The organism is Vibrio bathopelagicus (genome assembly GCF_014879975.1).
GTDB lineage: Bacteria > Pseudomonadota > Gammaproteobacteria > Enterobacterales > Vibrionaceae > Vibrio > Vibrio bathopelagicus.
In genome coordinates, this window is the sequence record NZ_CP062501.1 from 608,770 (window position 1) to 628,614 (window position 19,845).

17 protein-coding genes are annotated in these 19,845 nt (G+C 43.2%); 9 read left to right on the forward strand and 8 right to left on the reverse strand.

Translation table 11 applies throughout. From position 1 onward, the window contains the following. Positions 1–412 precede the first annotated feature (412 nt). On the forward strand, positions 413–1,102 hold the full coding sequence (locus tag IHV80_RS19065; protein WP_192891879.1) for a response regulator transcription factor: 690 nt from the start codon (positions 413–415) through the stop codon (positions 1,100–1,102). Then, positions 1,095–2,444, forward strand: a complete 1,350-nt coding sequence (locus IHV80_RS19070) for a sensor histidine kinase (protein ID WP_192891880.1) — start codon at positions 1,095–1,097, stop codon at positions 2,442–2,444. Before IHV80_RS19065 ends, IHV80_RS19070 begins: the two co-directional genes overlap by 8 nt. A 132-nt stretch (positions 2,445–2,576) precedes the next feature. On the opposite strand, the gene IHV80_RS19075 is transcribed toward IHV80_RS19070, so the two are convergent. Further along, positions 2,577–3,110, reverse strand: a complete 534-nt coding sequence (locus tag IHV80_RS19075; RefSeq protein ID WP_192891881.1) for a GNAT family N-acetyltransferase — start codon at positions 3,108–3,110, stop codon at positions 2,577–2,579. Between the two features lie 224 nt (positions 3,111–3,334). Here IHV80_RS19075 and IHV80_RS19080 point away from each other — a divergent pair, with 224 nt between their 5' ends. Then, complete coding sequence (locus IHV80_RS19080; protein ID WP_192891882.1) at positions 3,335–4,600, forward strand: HD-GYP domain-containing protein; 1,266 nt, start codon at positions 3,335–3,337, stop codon at positions 4,598–4,600. Positions 4,601–4,763: 163 nt separating this feature from the next. On the opposite strand, the gene IHV80_RS19085 is transcribed toward IHV80_RS19080, so the two are convergent. From IHV80_RS19085 to IHV80_RS19100, 4 genes are all read right to left on the reverse strand, one after another. After that, positions 4,764–5,213, reverse strand: a complete 450-nt coding sequence (locus IHV80_RS19085) for a PTS sugar transporter subunit IIA (RefSeq protein WP_192891883.1) — start codon at positions 5,211–5,213, stop codon at positions 4,764–4,766. Further along, positions 5,210–6,466, reverse strand: a complete 1,257-nt coding sequence (locus IHV80_RS19090) for a PTS ascorbate transporter subunit IIC (protein WP_017110802.1) — start codon at positions 6,464–6,466, stop codon at positions 5,210–5,212. The genes IHV80_RS19085 and IHV80_RS19090 overlap by 4 nt, the downstream gene beginning before the upstream one ends. A 10-nt stretch (positions 6,467–6,476) precedes the next feature. After that, on the reverse strand, positions 6,477–6,746 hold the full coding sequence (locus IHV80_RS19095; RefSeq protein ID WP_009845707.1) for a PTS sugar transporter subunit IIB: 270 nt from the start codon (positions 6,744–6,746) through the stop codon (positions 6,477–6,479). 283 nt (positions 6,747–7,029) lie between these two features. Continuing rightward, a complete protein-coding gene (locus IHV80_RS19100; RefSeq protein WP_192892174.1) occupies positions 7,030–7,506 on the reverse strand; it encodes a hypothetical protein in 477 nt (158 codons plus the stop codon). 614 nt (positions 7,507–8,120) lie between these two features. On the opposite strand from IHV80_RS19100, the gene IHV80_RS19105 reads away from it, so the two are divergent. The 3 genes from IHV80_RS19105 (at position 8,121) to IHV80_RS19115 (ending at position 10,554) form a co-directional block, all read left to right on the forward strand. Beyond that, positions 8,121–9,329 carry a NupC/NupG family nucleoside CNT transporter gene (locus tag IHV80_RS19105; protein WP_102434139.1) on the forward strand — a complete coding sequence of 403 codons (1,209 nt, stop codon included), beginning with the start codon at positions 8,121–8,123 and terminating at the stop codon, positions 9,327–9,329. Positions 9,330–9,628: 299 nt separating this feature from the next. Further along, positions 9,629–9,898, forward strand: a complete 270-nt coding sequence (locus tag IHV80_RS19110; protein WP_192891884.1) for a hypothetical protein — start codon at positions 9,629–9,631, stop codon at positions 9,896–9,898. Between the two features lie 38 nt (positions 9,899–9,936). Continuing rightward, positions 9,937–10,554 carry a class I SAM-dependent methyltransferase gene (locus IHV80_RS19115; RefSeq protein ID WP_192891885.1) on the forward strand — a complete coding sequence of 206 codons (618 nt, stop codon included), beginning with the start codon at positions 9,937–9,939 and terminating at the stop codon, positions 10,552–10,554. A gap of 139 nt (positions 10,555–10,693) precedes the next feature. On the opposite strand, the gene IHV80_RS19120 is transcribed toward IHV80_RS19115, so the two are convergent. Then, positions 10,694–11,896 (reverse strand): DUF3541 domain-containing protein, encoded by a 1,203-nt coding sequence (locus tag IHV80_RS19120; protein ID WP_192891886.1) that lies wholly within the window; start codon positions 11,894–11,896, stop codon positions 10,694–10,696. Between the two features lie 286 nt (positions 11,897–12,182). On the opposite strand from IHV80_RS19120, the gene IHV80_RS19125 reads away from it, so the two are divergent. Both IHV80_RS19125 and IHV80_RS19130 read left to right on the forward strand, forming a co-directional pair. Further along, positions 12,183–13,538 carry a diguanylate cyclase gene (locus tag IHV80_RS19125; RefSeq protein ID WP_192891887.1) on the forward strand — a complete coding sequence of 452 codons (1,356 nt, stop codon included), beginning with the start codon at positions 12,183–12,185 and terminating at the stop codon, positions 13,536–13,538. 164 nt (positions 13,539–13,702) lie between these two features. Continuing rightward, positions 13,703–15,328 carry a DEAD/DEAH box helicase gene (locus IHV80_RS19130; protein WP_192891888.1) on the forward strand — a complete coding sequence of 542 codons (1,626 nt, stop codon included), beginning with the start codon at positions 13,703–13,705 and terminating at the stop codon, positions 15,326–15,328. A 631-nt stretch (positions 15,329–15,959) separates the two neighbouring features. On the opposite strand, the gene IHV80_RS19135 is transcribed toward IHV80_RS19130, so the two are convergent. Continuing rightward, on the reverse strand, positions 15,960–17,393 hold the full coding sequence (locus IHV80_RS19135) for a DUF3612 domain-containing protein (RefSeq protein WP_029223521.1): 1,434 nt from the start codon (positions 17,391–17,393) through the stop codon (positions 15,960–15,962). A gap of 269 nt (positions 17,394–17,662) precedes the next feature. Between IHV80_RS19135 and IHV80_RS19140 the strand changes: the two genes are divergently transcribed. Further along, entirely contained in the window at positions 17,663–18,265 is a 603-nt protein-coding gene (locus IHV80_RS19140; protein ID WP_192891889.1) for an aldolase/citrate lyase/malate synthase family protein, read from the forward strand. Between the two features lie 233 nt (positions 18,266–18,498). Here IHV80_RS19140 and IHV80_RS19145 read toward each other — a convergent pair whose 3' ends face one another. Beyond that, positions 18,499–19,515 carry a GGDEF domain-containing protein gene (locus IHV80_RS19145; RefSeq protein WP_192891890.1) on the reverse strand — a complete coding sequence of 339 codons (1,017 nt, stop codon included), beginning with the start codon at positions 19,513–19,515 and terminating at the stop codon, positions 18,499–18,501. Positions 19,516–19,845 lie beyond the last annotated feature (330 nt).

Below are 19,845 nucleotides of genomic sequence, written 5' to 3' on the forward strand. Positions count from 1 at the left end.
ATACTGGAGCATTAAATAAGTAATCGATTTCTTTTGATTTACTCATCAGATCGTTGGTTTATTAGGCTGATAAGTTGTTACTTTATAGTGTTATTCACTGGTGTGAGTTTAGTGCGCGGATGGTTTGTTTGATGGGAATTTGTAAACGCCTTAAATGTAAGTGCGCGTAAGAAAATAAAGCAAATGTAAGCATTGGGTAATTCTGTAAAGCCCCAAAGTGATTTCCCCCGTTTGGTAGAACCTACCTAAACTCAGGCACACGGGTCGCTGAGCGACGTATTTTGTAAACGTGTATGTACAAAAGTGATTACAATGTTTTGCGTACGGTAAACTCAAGGCTCTAATAACAACATTGATGATATATGACCAGTATATATACTGCCCTCGCTTTTAATAAATACTGGTGATAGGAATGTCGAAAACCAAAGTGCTCATTGTCGAAGATGACCAAGAGATCGCTCGTTTAACGACGCTTTATCTTGAAGCGGAAGGTTACAATGTCAGCGTTGTTCATGATGGGAATTTAGCGCTTGAAGCGATTCGTAATACTGAACCTGATCTTGTTCTGTTAGATCTGATGCTACCCGGCTTGAGTGGTGCTCAAATTTGCCGCCAGGCTCGTGAGTTCTACAACGGAATCATCTTGGTGCTTACCGCTTCAGCGGACGAGATGAGCGAAGTTAGCCTATTTAAATTTGGTGCAGACGACTACGTTACTAAGCCTATTCGCGGCCACGCACTTTTAGCTCGCATTGAGGCTTTGTTGCGCAGAGCGTCACCTACGGTTGGTATAACGGATACTGGCACTGAAAAACAGTGTGATATTGTCATTAATAATACGGCGCAAAGTGCCACGTTATATGGGCAAAATCTCAAGCTGACCTCGGCTGAATTTGAAATTCTAAACCTTCTTGTTAATAACGTCTGTCAGGTCGTGACTCGAGATCAGTGCTGTCAGTTATTTAGAGGGATTGATTACGCGTTTAATGACCGCTCGATTGACATGCGAGTTTCAGGTTTACGCCGTAAGCTGCGTATGCACGCAAAAGACAAACAGTTGATCCGCACGGTTCGCAACAAGGGGTATATGCTGGTTGCGTAAGTTTATTGTTACTAAGTTACGTTCAGTTTCTATGTTCGCCCGTCTATACCTTGGCATTGTGACTGGGATGTCGGCGACGATCTTCTTGTTCTTGAACCTTGGTGAAGGGCACATGCGAAGAACCGAGATCGAAACGTTTCTTAACGATGGTTCTTACTTTGTTGAACAATATATCCGTCAGCATAATCAAGTGAACTCGCTATACCAAGAACTCGATAAAACAGGCTACCAACAATTTTATATCTTCAATTTACGCCTGTTAGAAAATTGGTCGGGAGAACTTCCCTGCCAAAAATGCGAGTTATATACAACATTAAATGGTGTGCCGATTTATCTCAGTGACAACAATCTCTATTCGGCGGTATTTCAACTTCCAAACTCAAAATTTAGCTTCGTATTCAGTGAGGTAGGCGATTTTTTCTCTCCTGATATTGAATGGTATGAAGACTCTGAAAGGCATTTTTTAATAGGACTATTGTTGGCGGTTATTGTGGCAATTGGTGCTAGCGTTTACTTACCTGTGAGACGTTTCCAGGAAAGAATCGAGTTACTCGTTGAGAAACAGAAGCAGTTTGGTCGAGGTAAGTTAAGTACCCGCTCTAGTATGGATGAGATACATCCAGTGTCTGACCTTGCCAGCAGCTTTAACGTTATGGCTGAAGAGATCGAAAGCAAAGTTAAGCAAAGCCATATATTTGCCCAAGCGATCCCACATGAAGTTCGTACGCCGCTGAGCCGCATTCAGCTAGCGACGGATCTCTTAAGGAGAGGGGCGCCAATTCATCATCAAGCGTTGTTTGATGACATTGATGGTTATATTGAAGACATCAACGAGCTGACCTCGGAGATTATCATGCTGTCGAAGTTGAACGTGATGGATAACTCTTTCTTTGAGCTGGTGAAAGTGAGAGCGGATCTTGCTGAGTATTGCTTGGATAGGATTCGTTATTCGGAATTAGACAACATCCGTTTTGAATCTAAGATAACGCGAGATTTCGATATTAAGTGCGACTGCATGATGGCTCGTTTGGTGTTCGATAATATTCTCAAGAATGCGGGTAACTACACGCAAGATAAAATTTGGATGACTCTGGACGAAAACTCAGAGAGTTGGTTGGTGGTTATTGAAGACAATGGTTCTGGGATTCCAGAGGATAGACGAGATGAAGTCTTTCTGCCGTTTTCTCGCCTAGACTCAAGCAGAACGTCGGCCACGGGAGGCTCAGGATTGGGGCTTGCGATTGCCATTTCGGCCGCTAAGAAGCTAGCTTGGGATATCAAAATAGATGACAGTAATCACGGTGGCGCTAAATTTAGTATCGTGATTCCTAAGGTCGTATAGCTGGGCGCTTTAAGCTCTACTTAGGTTCTAGGTTCTAGGTTCTAGGTTCTAGGTTCTAGGTTCTAGGTTCGTAAAACAACAAAGCCACAGTCGAATGCTGTGGCTTTGCTGTTTTTAATATACATGTGTTTATCACTTTAAACGATGCAGGCCATAAATAGCGTGGTCGATGATGCGACCATTCAAGTTCTCGTTACAAGTGATGATGCCTTCCAATGTGAAATGTAAGCGCTCACAAACTTTACGGCTGCTCATGTTCTCAGTGGCGGCTGATATTTCAATCTTTTCCATACCTAACTCATTGAAAGCAATACCAATCAGTTTTTGAACTACACGAGTGATGATGCCTTTGCCTTGTTGAGTCTGTGACAACCAATAGCCAATCGTTACCTTCTTGGTATTGTGGTCGATGGTATTGAAACTGCAGTTACCGACGATTTTCCCTTGATACACGATGGCACATGTCATGCTTTTCCCTTCAGCATAATCGTGTAACGAGCGCTGGATAAAAATCCTAAAGTCTTGCTCTGTTTTACAGTGCGGTGGCCATGCTAGCCACTGGCTAAGATACTCATTTTGGCTTTGTGAATAGTCAGCGTAGTGGGTAGCGAAGCTTTCTTCGACCAATGCGATGGAGAGTTCTTCGTCTATAACAGTTTCGAACATATGTGTTTTAGTCCTCGGTTGGTTTGAAAATGTAGGATTAACAGCAGGATATAATGTCGCATAATAAACAATATGCAACAACTTGTAGCACGAATATTACGTGATACGTTAGTTCTATCACGAAACTCGTTAAACCTTACAATAGTTGTGTATATAATTATTAGCTATGCATTAGTATTGGCAGCCTAAATATATAAAAACTATAAAAATGCTAGGCTTAAATAATGATTCAACATTGCCAGAATGTAACCGTAGATCTTAGAAAGGCTCTATTTGGTATTGCGAAGGCGCTTGATAACGTCGGTTTTGAAAGCAAAAATCATGGACAGAGGGTGGGTTACATCGCGTATCGATGTGCTCTAAGTGTCGGGTGGGAAGAAGAGCAGGCGCAACTTGCGTTCTCATTGGGGTTAATTCACGACTGCGGTGTATCGCAAATTGATGAGCAACTTAGTCTGACTTCAGGGTTTGTTCCCGATGCGAGCTATCACCATTGTCAAAAGGGCTACCAAATACTAAAAGAATGCCCAGTTCTTTCTATATTCGCTAAGCCGGTGCTTTATCACCATACCTCTTGGGTTGAACTTAAGGCGATGCCGATCAGTGAGTTAGAGAAGGAGTTGGCTGCGATTGTCATGCTCGCGGATCGAGTGGACTACCTATACGGCATCACTTCTTCAGATCGGTATGGAAACCTGACACCAGATGGTAAAGCGAGCATCATTGAACGTTTGACTGAACAAGCAGACGAGATGTTCGAAACCAACCTTGTACAACATATGTGTGAGCTCGTCGATCTGGATGATTTTTGGTTCTCGATGGAGATCCCTTACATTGAAAACATGAGGGATAACTTTGAACCTGTGCCGTTCTTCTCTCAACAAATGTCGCTGGATGAGACCGTGGCTTTTGCCGAATTTATTGCCAATGTGGTTGATACCAAGAGTTCGTTTACCTTTAAGCACTCTTTGAAGGTTGGGCAACTCTCAGAATATCTTGCCAAGCAGTTGGGTTACTCATACACAACTCAGCGCAAACTCTATTTAGCAGGGTTAGTCCATGACATCGGCAAACTGCAAACACCTAATGACATTCTTCATAAGCCGGATTTGCTAACCGAAGAGGAGTATTGTTGTATTAAGCGTCATGCAACGGATACTCGGTTTGCACTGCAAGAGTTGTTTAGTTCTCCTCAGGTTTGCCAGTGGGCATCCAATCATCATGAAAGGTTAGATGGCTCAGGCTACCCGATGGGTAAAACTGCGGAAGAGTTAGATCAACCGAGTCGGATCGTTGCAGTAGTTGACGTGTTCCAAGCATTATCTCAGTCACGTCCGTATCGTGCTGGTATGACGTTAGAACAGACGATGGCGATTTTGAGAGACCATGTTGAAAACTATAAGTTAGATCGAGAAGTGTTTGAATGTCTTGAAAAACACGCACAGTACTGCTTTGAATTATCGACCGATAAAAGAATGTACGCGTTTTAACGCCATGATTGCTTTCGAAGTGTGATGTCTTAACTCATACTCGATGAGAAATGACTAAGCACCAGAAACAGAAAAGCGATAGCCGAGGCTATCGCTTTTTTAATGGGGGCTTTCAGGAGATAAACATCAGCAGGAGCTAAGGGCTAAGACCTAAAAATTGAAGCTAGTATCGCTTTAAGATCTCGATGATCGCTTGCTCTGTTTCTGCAGCGATAATAGCATCAATGTCATCATCATTTTGGAACAGTTCAGACAGCGCCATAATAGTATGGATATGGCTATCTGAATCCATGGCCGCCAGAGTAATTGAAAGATAAACGTTACCGTTGTCTTCCGACTCTAAATCAACACCCTTCTTGAATACAGTCACTTGCAGTGATGCTTCGTTAACGCCATCTTCAGGACGAGCATGCGGCATGGCAATCTTTGGTGCTAGAACATAGTACGCGCCAATGTCGTTGTGTTTTTGCTTGATAGCTTCAACATAGCTTGCTTCGATTTTGTTGCTTGCGAGCAGTGTTGAACATGTCACATCAATCGCCGCATCAACCGTTAGGTTTTCTTCAGAGTTGATGATAACGCCTTGGTTACCAACTAAATCAAACAGGCTCATGAAACAATCCACCCTAGAATCAGACCAACCACACCGAAGTCGAAGTCAGCAAACGTTGTTGCTTCAAGACCCAGGCCACCCAGTACTGGAAGTAGCAGCATCGGTAGGAAAGAGATACACAGACCTTGCGTAAATGAACCTAGGATTGCACCGCGTAAACCGCCTGTTGCGTTACCGTAAACACCAGCCGCGCCACCAACGAAGAAGTGAGGAACAACGCCCGCTACAATGATTGTCCAACCAAGAGCACCTTGTACTGCCATTGCGAGTAGACCAGCACCGAAAGAACATAGAAAGCCGATAAGTACTGCATTTGGAGCTACTGGGAATACCATAGGGCAATCAAGAGCAGGTTTCGCACCCGGTACCAGTTTGTCAGAAATGCCTTTAAACGCAGGTACGATTTCAGCAATCAGCATCTTCACACCTTGCAGCACGATGTAAACACCACCCGCAAAGATTAGAGATTGCATGAAGGTGAAGACAACCCAGTTTTGACCGCTTGATACCGTTTCTACAAACTCACCGCCAGCGATAATAGACGCAAGCATGAAGAAGATAGCCATTGTTGTTGCTACTGCAACTGGCGTATCACGCAAGAACATCAGGCTTTTTGGAACTTGGATGTCTTCTGTTGTTTTTGAAGTGTCACCGAACTTGCTGCCAATGAAACCCGATACGATGTAAGAAAGGGTAGAGAAGTGACCGATAGCCAGTTGGTCTGTACCCATTACTTTTTCAGTGTACTTCTGGCCCAGTGCTGGCATCACAACCATCAGTGTGCCGACAAGAATTGCACCAATAGCCACTAAAACGGTTCCTTCGATGCCTGCTGAAGACAGAATTACTGCCACTAGCATCGACATAAACATGGTGTGATGACCCGTTAAGAAAATATATTTTAAAGGAGTTAAACGAGCCAATAAAATATTCACAACGAATGCAAAGAACATGATTAGAGCCATTTCATAACCGAATGCTTCTTGTGCTAATGCCACAATCGCTTCGTTATTTGGAATAACACCATGTACACCGAATGCTTCTGTAAATACAACTGAGAAGTTATTTAGAGCGCCAACAAGAGCACCAGCACCAAAACCTAAAATTAGGAAACCCATTACGGTTTTAATTGTGCCTTTTAGAATGGTAGAAATATCGGCTTTTTGTGCAACAAGGCCAATGAAAGCAATTAAACCCACCATGATTGCTGGCTCTTTTAATAAGCCGAGCATGAACTCGAAAAAGTTTTGCATAATTTTGACCTTACATGAAAGTTTTTAGTTGTTCTTCGATTGATGCTTTGTCAAAAATATTTTTAAGGCTGATGATGTTCTCTTTTCCGCCTTCTTTTAGTTGGTTTGCAACGTCTGTTGCTGCTACCCAAATATCAGCATTGCTTGATGCTGCAGATGATAGATCTTCGTGATCAACTTCTGCTTCGAAACCGATTTTTTTAGCCACTTCTTTTACTGCCATTTCCATCATAAGTGAAGTACCAAGGCCGTTACCGCAAACTACAAGAATCTTTTTCATAATATTTGTCTCAATTGGATTTTAAGGGTTGAGAAACTTCGTTCTCTTATTGTGTGAGAGCATAGTAATGGAAATATTCAGATTTCAATAAGATCCACATCACAAAGTCAAAATGAGATTGTGATGTAGATCTCGTTAATTTATGGCAAAGATCCAGAGTGAGACTTTGATCAAATTTAACTTTTCACTCGAATATGCAACGTATTTTATTGAGAAAGGCAGGGCTTATTTTATTTGTCTATCGGAATGTGAATATTGTGGAGTTTATAGCGGAATTAATGCACTAATCGTATCGACCATAGTCGGTAAGCATCTTCTTAAGCATATTATTAACGTCTTTGGTCTTTTTATTTCTTTTGGTTAATTGACTCAGAGAGGTTGGTTTTGGAGTCTCGGTTTGTTCACTGTCGATTTCTTCTACCTTGTCTTTCATTTTTTGCACAGCTGGTAATAACATTCTAATTTCTTCGTTATTAGCATTAGTGAGAACGACAATGTTTTCAGATTCAACTTGAGTAATAGTAAGAATACCATGTTTAACGGATTCAACTTTTTCACCAATCATAATTGATTCAGGCGCAACAGAACGATCGGTAAGTTGACCTGTACGTAATTTCGCCGCACTGATAGCGCGGATATTTCCGGTGTTTTCAAACGCGACAATAACAGTATGGGTATTATAATATTCAACTACTGTCACATAGCCGTGTCTATTTGTTTTGAATTTAGCTCCGTTCGTCATGTCGTGTGGAGCGTCCATTTTCTTCACGTGTTTCCTCTCTTAGTCTCGAAGCCCGTTATATCTAATCAGCTCTATTGGAATTTTATAGATAATTATTTTGTGAGATCAAACAAAGTATATACGTATCTAAACTCAAGATGAATATTGAAGTGTTCGGAAATGAGGTAGAGCACAGAAAAGCTTAAATAATGACATAGAATTAACCGAGTGATTACTCGAATACTCTTAAAGATTTAACATTCCAAAATCAAGCTCATACAGATTGTTTACAGCATTTGAAGCACGTAAATGATGATAAACACCGCGTTTTGTTTAATCCTTGACCGCGCGATCGTTTGCGTCAAGAAATGTGATGAAAGTCTCACTTAACTGTTTATACTTCTTTTCCGGTTTTAAGCCGGTGCTTAGCCAATACAAGCCGTCACATGGATATGTGAATGACCCCACGGACCGGACCAGCTACGTTCCACTGCTTGTATAAGGTGAATTTTTACATGAACAACTCGTTGTCACACTCGCTAACGTTGTTAGCTCCTTCATCGCGTAGCGTTTTGCTTGCGGTTCTTTGTCCTATTCCTTTGATGTCATTTGTTTGGCTCATGTTCACTCTTTAAGGATTACTAGGACACATTATGAATATTCTATTTGGTCTTGTCGGTGTTATTGCACTGATTGCTTGCGCATGTCTGCTATCTGAGAGTCGCTCTTCTATTAACTGGAAAACCGTGTCTCGTGCATTGTTACTTCAAATTGGTTTTGCAGCCTTAGTGTTGTATTTCCCATGGGGACAATTGGCGCTAACGAGCATGAGTAATGGTGTTTCAAGCCTGCTTGGTTTTGCGGACGCTGGTATCGCTTTCCTTTTCGGTGACCTTGCTACTGATGGTTTCATTTTCGCGATTCGCGTTCTTCCTATTATCATCTTCTTTAGCGCTTTGATCTCGGCACTTTATTACTTAGGCATCATGCAAAAAGTGATTCAAGTTCTTGGTGGAGCCGTGCAGAAACTGCTGGGCACCAGTAAAGCTGAATCTTTGGTCGCTACGGGCAACATCTTCCTTTCTCAGGGTGAGTCTCCTCTTCTTATTCGTCCGTTTTTAAAATCTATGACTCGTTCTGAACTGTTTGCTGTAATGGCTGGTGGTATGGCGTCTGTTGCGGGTAGTGTGCTTGGTGGCTATGCAGGATTAGGTGTTGAACTTAAATACCTTATTGCAGCAAGCTTCATGGCGGCTCCAGGTAGCTTACTGATGGCGAAGATCATTGTTCCTGAGCGCAGTACGCCAAGTGACTACGAGCACATTGAGCTAGATAAAGCTGACCAAAGCAATGTAATCGATGCATTGGCAAGTGGTGCGATGAACGGTATGAAGGTGGCGGTAGCCGTTGGTACTATGTTGATTGCATTCGTGAGTGTGATTGCAATGGTTAACACCGGCTTAGAAAGCTTAGGTGAAACGTTCGGTTTTGCGGGCATTACGCTACAAGCTATCTTCGGTTACCTGTTCTCACCATTAGCATGGCTGATTGGCATCCCGAGTGATGAAGTATTAATGGCGGGTTCTTACATCGGTCAGAAGATCGTAATGAACGAGTTTGTTGCTTTCATCGACTTCGTTGAGAATAAAGCGCTGCTATCTGAACACAGCCAAGTCATCGTGACTTTTGCTCTATGTGGCTTTGCTAACATTGGCTCTATTGCGATTCAACTAGGTTCGATTGGTGTTATGGCACCAGAGCGTCGTGCTGAAGTAGCAAACTTAGGTCTGAAAGCCGTTGCTGCTGGTACACTAGCCAACCTAATGAGTGCATGTTTAGCGGGTATCTTCATCCTGCTTTAAGCTAGATTCAGTTCAAGCGCCTAAATTGAGTAAAAGCGGATATCTTGCTTACGGAGTTAACGTGAGAAGGGTGTCCGCTTTTTTGTGCCTGCTCGTTAGGTTGATTCAGATTCAAATCATCACTTTCATTGCTCTGTTGTGTGCTTGGCTCACTCGGAAGAGTAATAGAGCAAGCCTGTTTTATCCGATATACTTGAATATCATTAGGTTGCGATTAAGAACATTTGATTTCGATTAAGAATATTCGGTTTCGATTAAGAGATAGTGGCAACCAAGTCCAATAATTCAAAGGTCTCCCCATGAACATGCGCGTTCTCTTCGGTCTTATCACCGCCTTTATCGGCTTGTTTGCGATGGTTTATCTTATTGCTGGTGGTACTCAGTTTCCTATCTCTCAGTGGCCGCAAGAGGCTTATCTCGGTTTAGTCTTCAGCGTTGTATGGGGCACTGGCGTAGCGGCATCGGTGGCTTACTTCTTCTCGGCACTGGTGTTTGTGACTATCGCGGTGGTTTGTTATGCGATTGGTTATAAAATTGGTGGCACTTTGTCTAAATCATCAAGTTTATGAGTGAGTCAATGCTATTGCTGTTATGAGAGATACCCTAAATGCACTGGCGTGATCGTTTTAAGGTGTATTGGTATCACCGAAAGCAGACTAACCGCTCGAATGGCGATAGGGCTAAGTCTTTAGGCTGGACTAACGAAGAGAGTCAATTATGTCGCTTTGAAGTGATTGCTCGCTCGGCCGACTTTGAGAAAAAAAGTGTTTTGGATTTAGGGTGTGGCTACGGGGAGTTGTTTGAACTGCTCGACAGTATCTATCGAATTCAATCGTACACGGGCGTTGATCAACACGCAGATTTCCTAAAAAAGGCCAAGCAAAATTACACCGAAGCTCGTTGCCAGTTTTTATCGGGTGATATGAGTAAGATGAGCCTCGAAGCGCACGATGTAGTTATCGCAAGTGGGTCGTTGAATTACATCTCTCGAGATTCTGATTATCTGACCAACATGATTACCCGTATGTTTGAGTTGGCGAATCAAACTGTGATTTTTAATCTTCTCAATTCAAGCCAATATCCTTCGCGTAATACTTTAATGAGTTATCACCCTCAAGGTGTCTATCGCTTCTGTAAAACGCTGTGTGACGATGTCTCTCTGATAGAAGGCTATGCTGAAGGGGATTTCACGATAGTGATGAACAAAGTCGTGCCAGGAGCTTGATGTCGTCTTTCTTTTTATATTTACGCAGGTTTTGATATTAACAACTCTTGATACGAGTCCCGATGTAGCAAGCAGTAAAAAGCCGCAGGCCTAGAGAGGTATGCGGCTTTTTAGATTCTGTAGACGAACCTCGGAGTTTCTATTTGCTCAATGGCTGGTTCTCAATTAGCCCATACGGAATCGTAGTAAACACTTTAGGGTTGCCTTTTAACGTCGGTGCTTCGTTCACTTGTTGCCAATCGAGTAGCATGATCGCCAGCACGTTGCGGTGTTCACCGTACTCAAGGTCAAAATCGCCAGTAATTGAAGGAATCATCCCGTACTTCTCATCGATAGAGGCTTGGATCGCGAGTCGAGTTTTCTCTACAACGGGGTCATCTTCTAAGCCCGCAAGTAAGAAGGTCAACCCAACCTCTGCAATCACATCTTCTTTAGCGCGCAACAGAATGGTATCGATGTTCTCTCTGAAGTAATCGTAGATCCATTGATGTTCTTGCTCGCTGACTTGGTGTTGGTAATATTCCGAATCACCAAAGATCACATGTGTCATACCATAGATCTTATTGCCGTATTGCTGGCTTGAAAGCTTCTTGTCTTTGTCGTCTGGGTACGCTTTTTTGAAGGTGTCGACGAACTCATCTACGACATCTTGCTCACCCAGTTGGCGCAGCCAGTAGACCTGATTAGCTAATTGAGCCGCCCAGGCTTTTATCATGTCTTCATTAGTCACGTATCGTGAAAAGTCATAACGACGAATGATTTCGCGTAGTTTGGCATCGTTCTTGTGTTCTAAACCGTACTCATTGGCACGCGCCATAGAGCCAAGAAGGTCAACGCCAAGGTAGAGATATTCCGGCATGTGCTTGGTGATGTTGTAGCGTCGAACACTGCGTTCATCGTCATCGCCCACATACGAAGCCACGCGCTTTTCTGAGTAGAGTACGATCTGTTCCATGGTTTGAACATCATTAGATAGACGGCTAAGCTTGCTTGATACACGCGCCATGTCACTCCATACCGCGGCAGAATATTTATCGTCTAATGTTTGTCGATACATACGCAAACCATAGTGACCCTCTTTGAAGGCAGGTAGAGTATAAAGTTGGCTTTCGTAGGTTGTGCGAATCAGATTGGCAGATTGCTTGAAAGATTGTTCTTGAGAGTCGAGAGAATCAGCGGGGGACGGAACATTTGGTACGCTTGTTGCTTGTTTGTTCTCTTGTATGTTAGCCGGCTGTTGTGTGTCAAAGGCCGTTTGCGCATCAGACGTTGCTTGAGCGTGAACCGCAACTGCAACGGAGGCTGATAACAATGTGCACAGAGTTAGCGTTTTTAGCTTCATGTTCGTAAGGTACCAAGCTGATTAATGGTGAGTATAAAATAACACTGATGAATCCTTTAATGTAAGGTTTGGGTCAATACAATGTAAGCTTTATAAGGTTCATTAAGGTTTTTTGATTTAATAATCAGTGTAGTGAACTCACGGTGAAGTGATGAATCGCTCAATAATGAAATGAGACCCGACGCAAAGTATGGATTTTTAATTGCTTGTCGGCATACTGAACGAATTAGCCAGAAATGAGCCGATTTAAGGCAGTAAACAGAACAAATGTGTTAGAGGTTCGTAAATGCCAAGTCGTTCTAGCAAGCAGTGGCCTGCCAAATTATTATCTTTGTTGTTGTTCTTGGTGGTGGTAACCGCCATAGAGGTTTTTCATGCCAAGCAATTAACCTTCCTCAAAAATGAATCATACTCTGAGGCAAAAAAGCAGCTTTCCATCATTCGATCTCGCATAGAAGCTGCGATCGTATCAGATATGTATATCCTCAATAACTTCTCTACTCTGGTGACCATCAACCCTGATGGCGATCAAAAAGGGTGGGATCAGATTGCGCAAAATATTATTCGAGATGGTTTCCATATTCGACTGATTGGCTTAGCAGAAAATGACGTTCTTAATTTCGTTTACCCAATGGAAGGCAATGAGCAGATCCTGGGTATTGATTATCGTGATTACCCAAATCAATGGGAGTCGGTTGAGATCGCTCGTAATATCGGCAATACATTTATCGCAGGCCCATTCGAGTTGTTTCAAGGTGGCCAAGCCTTGATTACGCGCACACCAATCTTTAGAGATCCTCCCTTCAATCAAGATTATTGGGGGGTGTCGAGTGCAGTGATTGATCTAAATGCGCTGCTTGAAGACGTGGGTGTTGGCAAGATTGAAAACAAATATGAACTCGCGATTCGTGGCGCGAACAGTTCAGGTAAAGAGGGGCCTATCTTCCACGGTGAACAACATGTATTTACGAATGCGTTTGCCACTGAACAAGTAAATTTCCCTTATGGTGGGTGGTACCTTGCGTTGTCAGGGAATGAACATGTGCTTATGGATGTGCCTTGGTATCGTGTCCATGGCGTAAGGCTAGTGGGTTATACTCTAATGCTTATCCTTGCGAGCGCTTACATCATAACTTATCGGTTGTATCGCATAGCAGACAGTCGCTCCATGCACGATGAACTGACGATGTTGCCAAATCGCCGCTACTTCATGTATAGCCTTAAGCAAGCGTTCAAAACTGTACAAAAACAGAAAACAAAGACCTTTGCTGTGGTTAACCTCGACCTCGATGGTTTTAAGGTGGTCAACGATACTTATGGTCATGCTGCGGGTGATAAAGTCCTAATTGAGTGTGCTAAGCGAATAAAAAATAAGTTACGTACTTCTGATATTGTGGCGAGAATTGGTGGGGATGAATTCTTGGTTTTACTGCCACGCATTATCGATGAGCAGCATGTGGCCTCGATTACTAATAAGCTGCAATGTGCGATCTGTGATACGCCGATTGTCTATGAATCGCATTCTATTGACATCAGAATCAGTGTCGGTTGGGTCATTTATAACAACAGCTACCATGATGTGGACGGTCTATTAAAAGCCGCGGATGAAAGAATGTACCAACAGAAGCGCCAGATTACCTAGACAGAATCTTAGTTACGATTAGAATTTAGTTGCTGAATGTGGGGAAAAGCCTCAGAATACCGCGCTTTGCTCCGTATCAATCTAATTGATAAGCAAAAGCAGTAGCAATGCGTCTTCATGAGGTATTGCTCATACTAAATGTTATTCAACTGAGAAAATAATCTATGAGTTTTACCTCCCTTGGCCTTTCTGAACCTATCCTTAAAGCTATTGAAGCGCAAGGTTACGATAAGCCATCACCAATTCAAGAGAAAGCCGTACCTGCTGTCTTAACAGGCAAAGATGTTATGGCCGCTGCTCAAACCGGTACAGGTAAAACTGCGGGCTTCACACTACCTATTCTTGAAATGTTATCGAAAGGTCCTCGCGTACGTCAGAATCAAGTTCGTGCGCTAGTGTTAACGCCAACCCGTGAGCTTGCTGCGCAGGTGAATGGTAGCGTAGTTAAGTACGGTATCAATCTACCTCTGACTTCTACGGTTGTATTTGGTGGTGTGAAAATTAATCCTCAGATGCAAAAACTGCGTAAAGGTAGTGATGTGCTGGTGGCAACACCGGGTCGTCTGCTTGACCTATACAACCAAAATGCAGTGCGCTTTGATCAACTAGAAATCCTAGTGTTAGATGAAGCCGACCGTATGTTAGACATGGGTTTCATTCGCGACATCCGTAAGATCTTGGCTTTCTTGCCTAAGAAACGTCAGAACCTACTGTTCTCGGCAACGTTCTCTGATGATATTCGTGGCTTGGCTAAGGGGTTAGTAAACAACCCAGTTGAAATCTCGGTAAGCCCTGCAAACTCAACGGCACCAACTGTTGAACAAAGCATTTATCCAGTAGATAAAAAGAAAAAAGCACCAATGCTAGCTAAGCTGATCAAAGATAATGATTGGCGACAAGTGCTCGTGTTCAGCAAAACGAAACATGGTGCCAACAAGCTTTCTCACTTCCTTGACGAGCAAGGTATCTCAGCGGCACCTATTCATGGTAATAAGAGCCAAGGCGCGCGTACTAAAGCCCTAGAGAACTTCAAAACGGGTAAAGTACGAGTATTAGTGGCGACAGATATCGCAGCTCGTGGTATTGATATTCCGCAACTGCCTCAAGTAGTGAACTTCGACCTTCCAAACGTATCAGAAGATTACGTTCACCGTATTGGTCGTACTGGCCGTGCTGGTGAAGTGGGTAAAGCAATTTCATTGGTTTGTGCTGATGAAGTGGGTGAGCTGTTTGGTATCGAACGTCTTATCCAGCAAGTGCTTGAGCGCCGTGAACTTGAAGGTTTTGCACCTGTAAACAAGTTGCCTGAATCTCGTTTGGATTCGCGCCCGATTAAGCCTAAGAAGCCGAAAAAGACACGTGAACACTCTGATGGTCAACGTTCTGGTGAGAATGCTCGCGGGCACAAACCAGCAGGTAAGAACAAGCGCCATGTTTCTGGTTCAGGTTCTGCTCCTAAGCGTAAGCCAAATGCGAACAAGCCTAACTCAGGTAACAAAGGCTCTGACAGCAACTCTGCAGTTGCTGGTGATGATAAGTCTGTAAGAAACAATGGCAGCAACTACAAGCGTGGTAATGCTGCCGGGGGTGCTGAGAAGAACACCAATTCAGGCGCTCAAAACGGTGCTGGTAAGCCGAAGAAATCAGGTTACGGTGGTAGTTATGGCCGCCCTGGCCGTTCATCAAACCAATCAACGTCTAACAAGCCTTCTGGCAACAAACCTTCGACGAACAAACCGTCAGGTAGTAAGCCATCTAGAAATCGTTCTAAGCCTGCTGCTCAAAAGTAAAGACGAGTTCAGTTGAAGTTGATTACCGCGAAGGTCGCTTTTTGAGAAAGCCACCTTCTGCAATGAGCAGTTAGAAACTAGCAGCTTTACGTTAGAAGCTTTGAATCGAACCCGATGAAACGCGAATGTTGATACTCAATGTTCGCGTTTTTTTATGTGTGTCATATAAGGATTTTATGGGTTGTTAGGTTGGAAATAGGCTGAGTAAATGGGAGATGGCAGGCTCTGAGAGGATTAATCGAACGTTAATCATTATTTAATAACAACATAATCACTAGCGTTTTTGTTTTATTTTGCAATTTGCAATTCCACTTTGCAAAATAAACAGCAATTCGTGTCTAATACGTGTTCAGATGCGTAGTAAATACGTAGGTGAGAAGTTGGCACGTATGCTGCATTAGTAATGGTGACCCTTCTTAAGCCGAGGGTCACCTAGCCAACTGACGTTGTTAGTGAACCCATATTGTTCACACAAAATATATGACCAATCGCCTTTATTGTGATTGGTTTTTTTTTGCCTGAATTTTGAGTTCTATTGGTTATTTTTACCAAGCTCATGAATCGAACATAGCAAACGAATTCACTATGTTCTTATTTGAGAGCGTGTTGTTGCTTTGCTGCATTAGACTCGCTAATCCCCACCACACTTTGAATAGCAGCTTGGTTGGCGTGGGCATTCTCCACCTCTGGAGCAGATAAGCCTCGCCTCTGTTTCGATCCCACGTTCAATCCAATTTATATTTAGAATCTTGGCTACTGTCGTGAGATCTTTCTTGATGTTACGCGGTATTGCTACCGAGCCACCATTGCTGACGCATGACGCCTTAAGCTGCTCTGCGATGTCTCTCGAATTACCACCTTGAGCATCAATCGCCGGGTTTAAGTCTATACCAGCACACAACACACGATTGTTACCCGCAGGATCCGTCATATTGATGGATTCACAGCAGTAGATTCTTGGCTCATCTCCCACATTTAAAATGGAGATCTGAGCTGAGCTACCCGCTCGAGGCTCTGATAATCGACGGAACACAGCCCAATGTTGACATGGGTCGGCGACCGTTCTCATATTCCCCCAAGGCAGTGGAATCCCGTTCCCGCGGTATACCGCCTTGAGTTTCCCCGGCCCATAAGCATCAAAGTAGTGCCAGTGAGGGTAGGGCGATACTACCGTCATTCGGCGCATCGCAACAGAGGGGGAAACCCCCGCTCTTTTATGAACGTCGATTTCATAACCAGTACGATCAAGCAGCTGTCTAAATGGAACTTTAGGACACAGTAATGCGCCAGCAAAGAAGCTGGATTCGAAGTCTCGCCATGCCTGAAGAATGTCTTGAGAGTTCAGCTGAGAAGAGCCCGATATTTGGTTATCGTCCCATGTATTGTTGTTACCGACCGACAACACACTCTTAAGCCCTTCCTTGCTGTGCAAAATGCAATGGCCAATATAAACCGATAAATCGTATTTCAGTCGAGTTGGGTACTCTTTGAGAATTTCGTTCAAGAAAATTGTACCCGGTGGTTCGAAGAACGAAGTCACCAATTGCTTGGCATTGATTCCTAGTTCATCTACCACGTCTTGGGGCGTGCGTGTTACCCAGCGAATTTGAATGCCTAAGTTTCTCGCGATGTCGATAAGGTCTTCGACGCCAAGGTTGAGGCGTTTCAAGCCAACTTCTTCTGCTGCTCGCTCTAGATCAGGGAAGTGGTTTTGATTGCTCTCTTGGTGAGCTCGAATCAAGAGGTGGGCGAACTGACGGCCAGAAATACCGGTTTGCGACAACATCTCTGGTATCGCAATTTGCAGGATGTCGTTGGAGAAGAGAAAGCTAGGCTCAAGCGCCATGCCACTTATCCCACCACGATTCCCTTTGTCAGGAGCGATGGCTTGTTGTTCTGATTCATCGTCGAGGAACCATGTGGGGTTCTTCTGAAAGACCTGCGCAATGACTTCCAGCATATCGATGCTTGGAACCCGCTTTCCACGTTCAATCATTGAAAGGTAAGAAACGGAAGGTGCGTACTCTGGGTTGATTCTAATACAACGCGCAGACAGATCTTCCATGGTTAAATGGTTACGCTTCCTTAGGTTACGGATCTTAGTACCTAGGAAATGTGACTGACGAACTAAACTTTTTGACAAGGCCATATTTGTAAAATTCACATTGTAAAATTTTTGTTGTGAAATTGTATGTAAAAAAGCGCTAATCTACAAACTAAGCAATTCACAAAATGACAAATAAATTAAACGTTAGTTTGGAATAATTGCTCTAGGACACATTTTTGCTTTAAAAATCGGTGAATGTTCACCGGGTTAGTCAAGAGGGAAAGACTATGAATATGCTTACATTCGATAAAACAGAAATCCAAAAACAAACAAAACCATTTATCGCTGAAGCTGTCTTTGCCGTGGAGACTATCAGTGCCAAACAGCAAACTGAGAAGCAAATCAAAGCGAAGCAACTGCTAGACCGATTGTTCCCACTAGAGAACGGCTCACATCAAGATGTAACGAGCTACGTAGTTGATTACCGCCATATCATGGCTTACTTCAAAGATGGCCAACACAGCGGCCTAAAGCATCCTAAGCAGTTTGTGGCTTATATGGGGGAGAAGTGTGACCCAGACTCAATCTTGTTCCGAGATAGCAGTGGAAGCCACTTAGAAGTGATGTTTGGTTGTCACAAAGGGACGGGTTGCATTGAATTGGTCGATATCGATGATATTCAGTTAGAGTCGTGCACTACTTTTGGCCAGTCACCAATGGAAGCGGTACAAACGAATACTGAGCGTGAAGGAATCACTACAGCAATACGTCACTGGATCAGCCTAGTTCAAGGTGATGAGAAGGGTAAACCAAAAGCATGCAGCGAAGACAAAGAGTTCAGAGCTAAGAGTGGTGAGGATTACTGTCTTAACTACTGTTACGCCCTTTAGTTCTGCAGCTACCCCTTTGGTATTTATGAAAGATGCAGAGTCATGGGGTAGACACTCTGATTTTATTTAGCATTAAACACTGACGACTGCCCATAAACGACAAAGCCCCAATGATTAACCTATTGGTTATTGATTGGGGCTTTTTGCTTTTCGATGGTAACTGCGAGTCTATTTTAGAGCTTAGAGCTTAGAAAGCAGGCCGCTTAACGGTAACCTGTTTAGATAATTACAGACTACAGCGGCATTACTCTATTTCGGCCTAGAGATTTCGCCTCGTAGAGTAGCTTATCAGCACGCTCGATCAGTGATTCTGCTGTTTCACCAGGTTCAAGCTCTGCAACGCCAAATGATGCGGTGATGCTACCGACCTGTTGTCCACTGCGACGATCTTTGATCGACAGTTTTTCCAGAGAGCGTCTATTGGTATCAGCAAGTTGACGTGCGATGCGTAATGACTTGTTTGGAACGATGAGCGCGAACTCTTCACCACCGAATCGGTAAGCAGAAATACCTTCGCGACACATTTGTTTTAACTTACGCGCAATGCCTTTAAGAACCATATCGCCAAATAAGTGGCCATAGGTGTCGTTGAAGTTTTTAAAATGGTCGATATCGAGAAGGATCAGACATAACGACTGTTTGGCTTCGCACAATGTTTCCAAATCGCGGTCCAGAGAGCGTCGATTGTAAAGTGTGGTTGTGCTATCAAATAGTGCGTCTTTCTGCACTTCGACAAGCTGTGTTTTAAGCTTGCTGATTTCTGACGTTGCAGAGTTCAGTTGAGAGCTTAAGAATTGAGTCGAATGTCGAATATTGCGAGATTCTGAAACCAGCTGACGAACCAACGACATCACTTCATCGATAGACAAACTTTCATTGTCGACTCGAGACAAGTCTTCGAAGCTCTTATCGATCATCTCAGAGAAAGCTGAAGTGTCGGTGAGAGTATCGTTCATCGAGTTAGAAACCTCAGAAACTAACAGTTCTAGGTTTGCTCGTAAGTCATTGATATTGGTTTCGGATTTGCTTGCAACGTAGTTGTTGTAGAGCTGTTCACCTACCGCAGGAGGGCAGATACCGTAGTGTTCTAACACACCATCCATATCTTTAGTGAGCTGCGGAATAGCGTTGTCGACATAGGTGTACCAAAGTGCGTAATTTGCAGGTGTTGTCGACACTCTATTCTTCATCATAAGAGGCACCGCTTTTTTCAAATTAGCGGTGGATTTCTGAAATTCATCTTTGTTCATTATTTTTACTACAGATACCAAACCAACTAAAGCCACTTGCGAACAAGGTTAGCGGATTTTGCATGTATTTGCTTTAAAAATTATATAATTAATGGATAAGGGTTGGATAAATCAATCATTTTTATTATGGACATCGATTGCATATTTATATCGAACATTAAATAGAGTGTTCTTTGACCAAAAGGAGAAGGCCAGACTTGGCGTTTCATTAAGTCGATTGGTTTGGGTTCAGTGAAAAGTTGGCAACTGCCAAGAAGAATCGCTATGTTTTTGATAGATTGATTGGCTGTCTTCTCGGTGCTTTAAGAGTCAGTAGAAGATGAGCTTTGA

Excerpts from the sequence above, each read along its gene's own strand:
- IHV80_RS19065 (WP_192891879.1), top strand. The coding sequence starts at position 413 with ATGTCGAAAACCAAAGTGCTCATTGTCGAAGATGACCAAGAGATCGCT.
- IHV80_RS19075 (WP_192891881.1), bottom strand. The coding sequence starts at position 3,110 with ATGTTCGAAACTGTTATAGACGAAGAACTCTCCATCGCATTGGTCGAA.
- IHV80_RS19080 (WP_192891882.1), top strand. The coding sequence starts at position 3,335 with ATGATTCAACATTGCCAGAATGTAACCGTAGATCTTAGAAAGGCTCTA.
- IHV80_RS19085 (WP_192891883.1), bottom strand. The coding sequence starts at position 5,213 with ATGAGCCTGTTTGATTTAGTTGGTAACCAAGGCGTTATCATCAACTCT.
- IHV80_RS19090 (WP_017110802.1), bottom strand. The coding sequence starts at position 6,466 with ATGCAAAACTTTTTCGAGTTCATGCTCGGCTTATTAAAAGAGCCAGCA.
- IHV80_RS19095 (WP_009845707.1), bottom strand. The coding sequence starts at position 6,746 with ATGAAAAAGATTCTTGTAGTTTGCGGTAACGGCCTTGGTACTTCACTT.
- IHV80_RS19100 (WP_192892174.1), bottom strand. The coding sequence starts at position 7,506 with ATGGACGCTCCACACGACATGACGAACGGAGCTAAATTCAAAACAAAT.
- IHV80_RS19105 (WP_102434139.1), top strand. The coding sequence starts at position 8,121 with ATGAATATTCTATTTGGTCTTGTCGGTGTTATTGCACTGATTGCTTGC.
- IHV80_RS19110 (WP_192891884.1), top strand. The coding sequence starts at position 9,629 with ATGAACATGCGCGTTCTCTTCGGTCTTATCACCGCCTTTATCGGCTTG.
- IHV80_RS19115 (WP_192891885.1), top strand. The coding sequence starts at position 9,937 with ATGCACTGGCGTGATCGTTTTAAGGTGTATTGGTATCACCGAAAGCAG.
- IHV80_RS19120 (WP_192891886.1), bottom strand. The coding sequence starts at position 11,896 with ATGAAGCTAAAAACGCTAACTCTGTGCACATTGTTATCAGCCTCCGTT.
- IHV80_RS19125 (WP_192891887.1), top strand. The coding sequence starts at position 12,183 with ATGCCAAGTCGTTCTAGCAAGCAGTGGCCTGCCAAATTATTATCTTTG.
- IHV80_RS19130 (WP_192891888.1), top strand. The coding sequence starts at position 13,703 with ATGAGTTTTACCTCCCTTGGCCTTTCTGAACCTATCCTTAAAGCTATT.
- IHV80_RS19135 (WP_029223521.1), bottom strand. The coding sequence starts at position 17,393 with ATGGAAGATCTGTCTGCGCGTTGTATTAGAATCAACCCAGAGTACGCA.
- IHV80_RS19140 (WP_192891889.1), top strand. The coding sequence starts at position 17,663 with ATGAATATGCTTACATTCGATAAAACAGAAATCCAAAAACAAACAAAA.
- IHV80_RS19145 (WP_192891890.1), bottom strand. The coding sequence starts at position 19,515 with ATGAACAAAGATGAATTTCAGAAATCCACCGCTAATTTGAAAAAAGCG.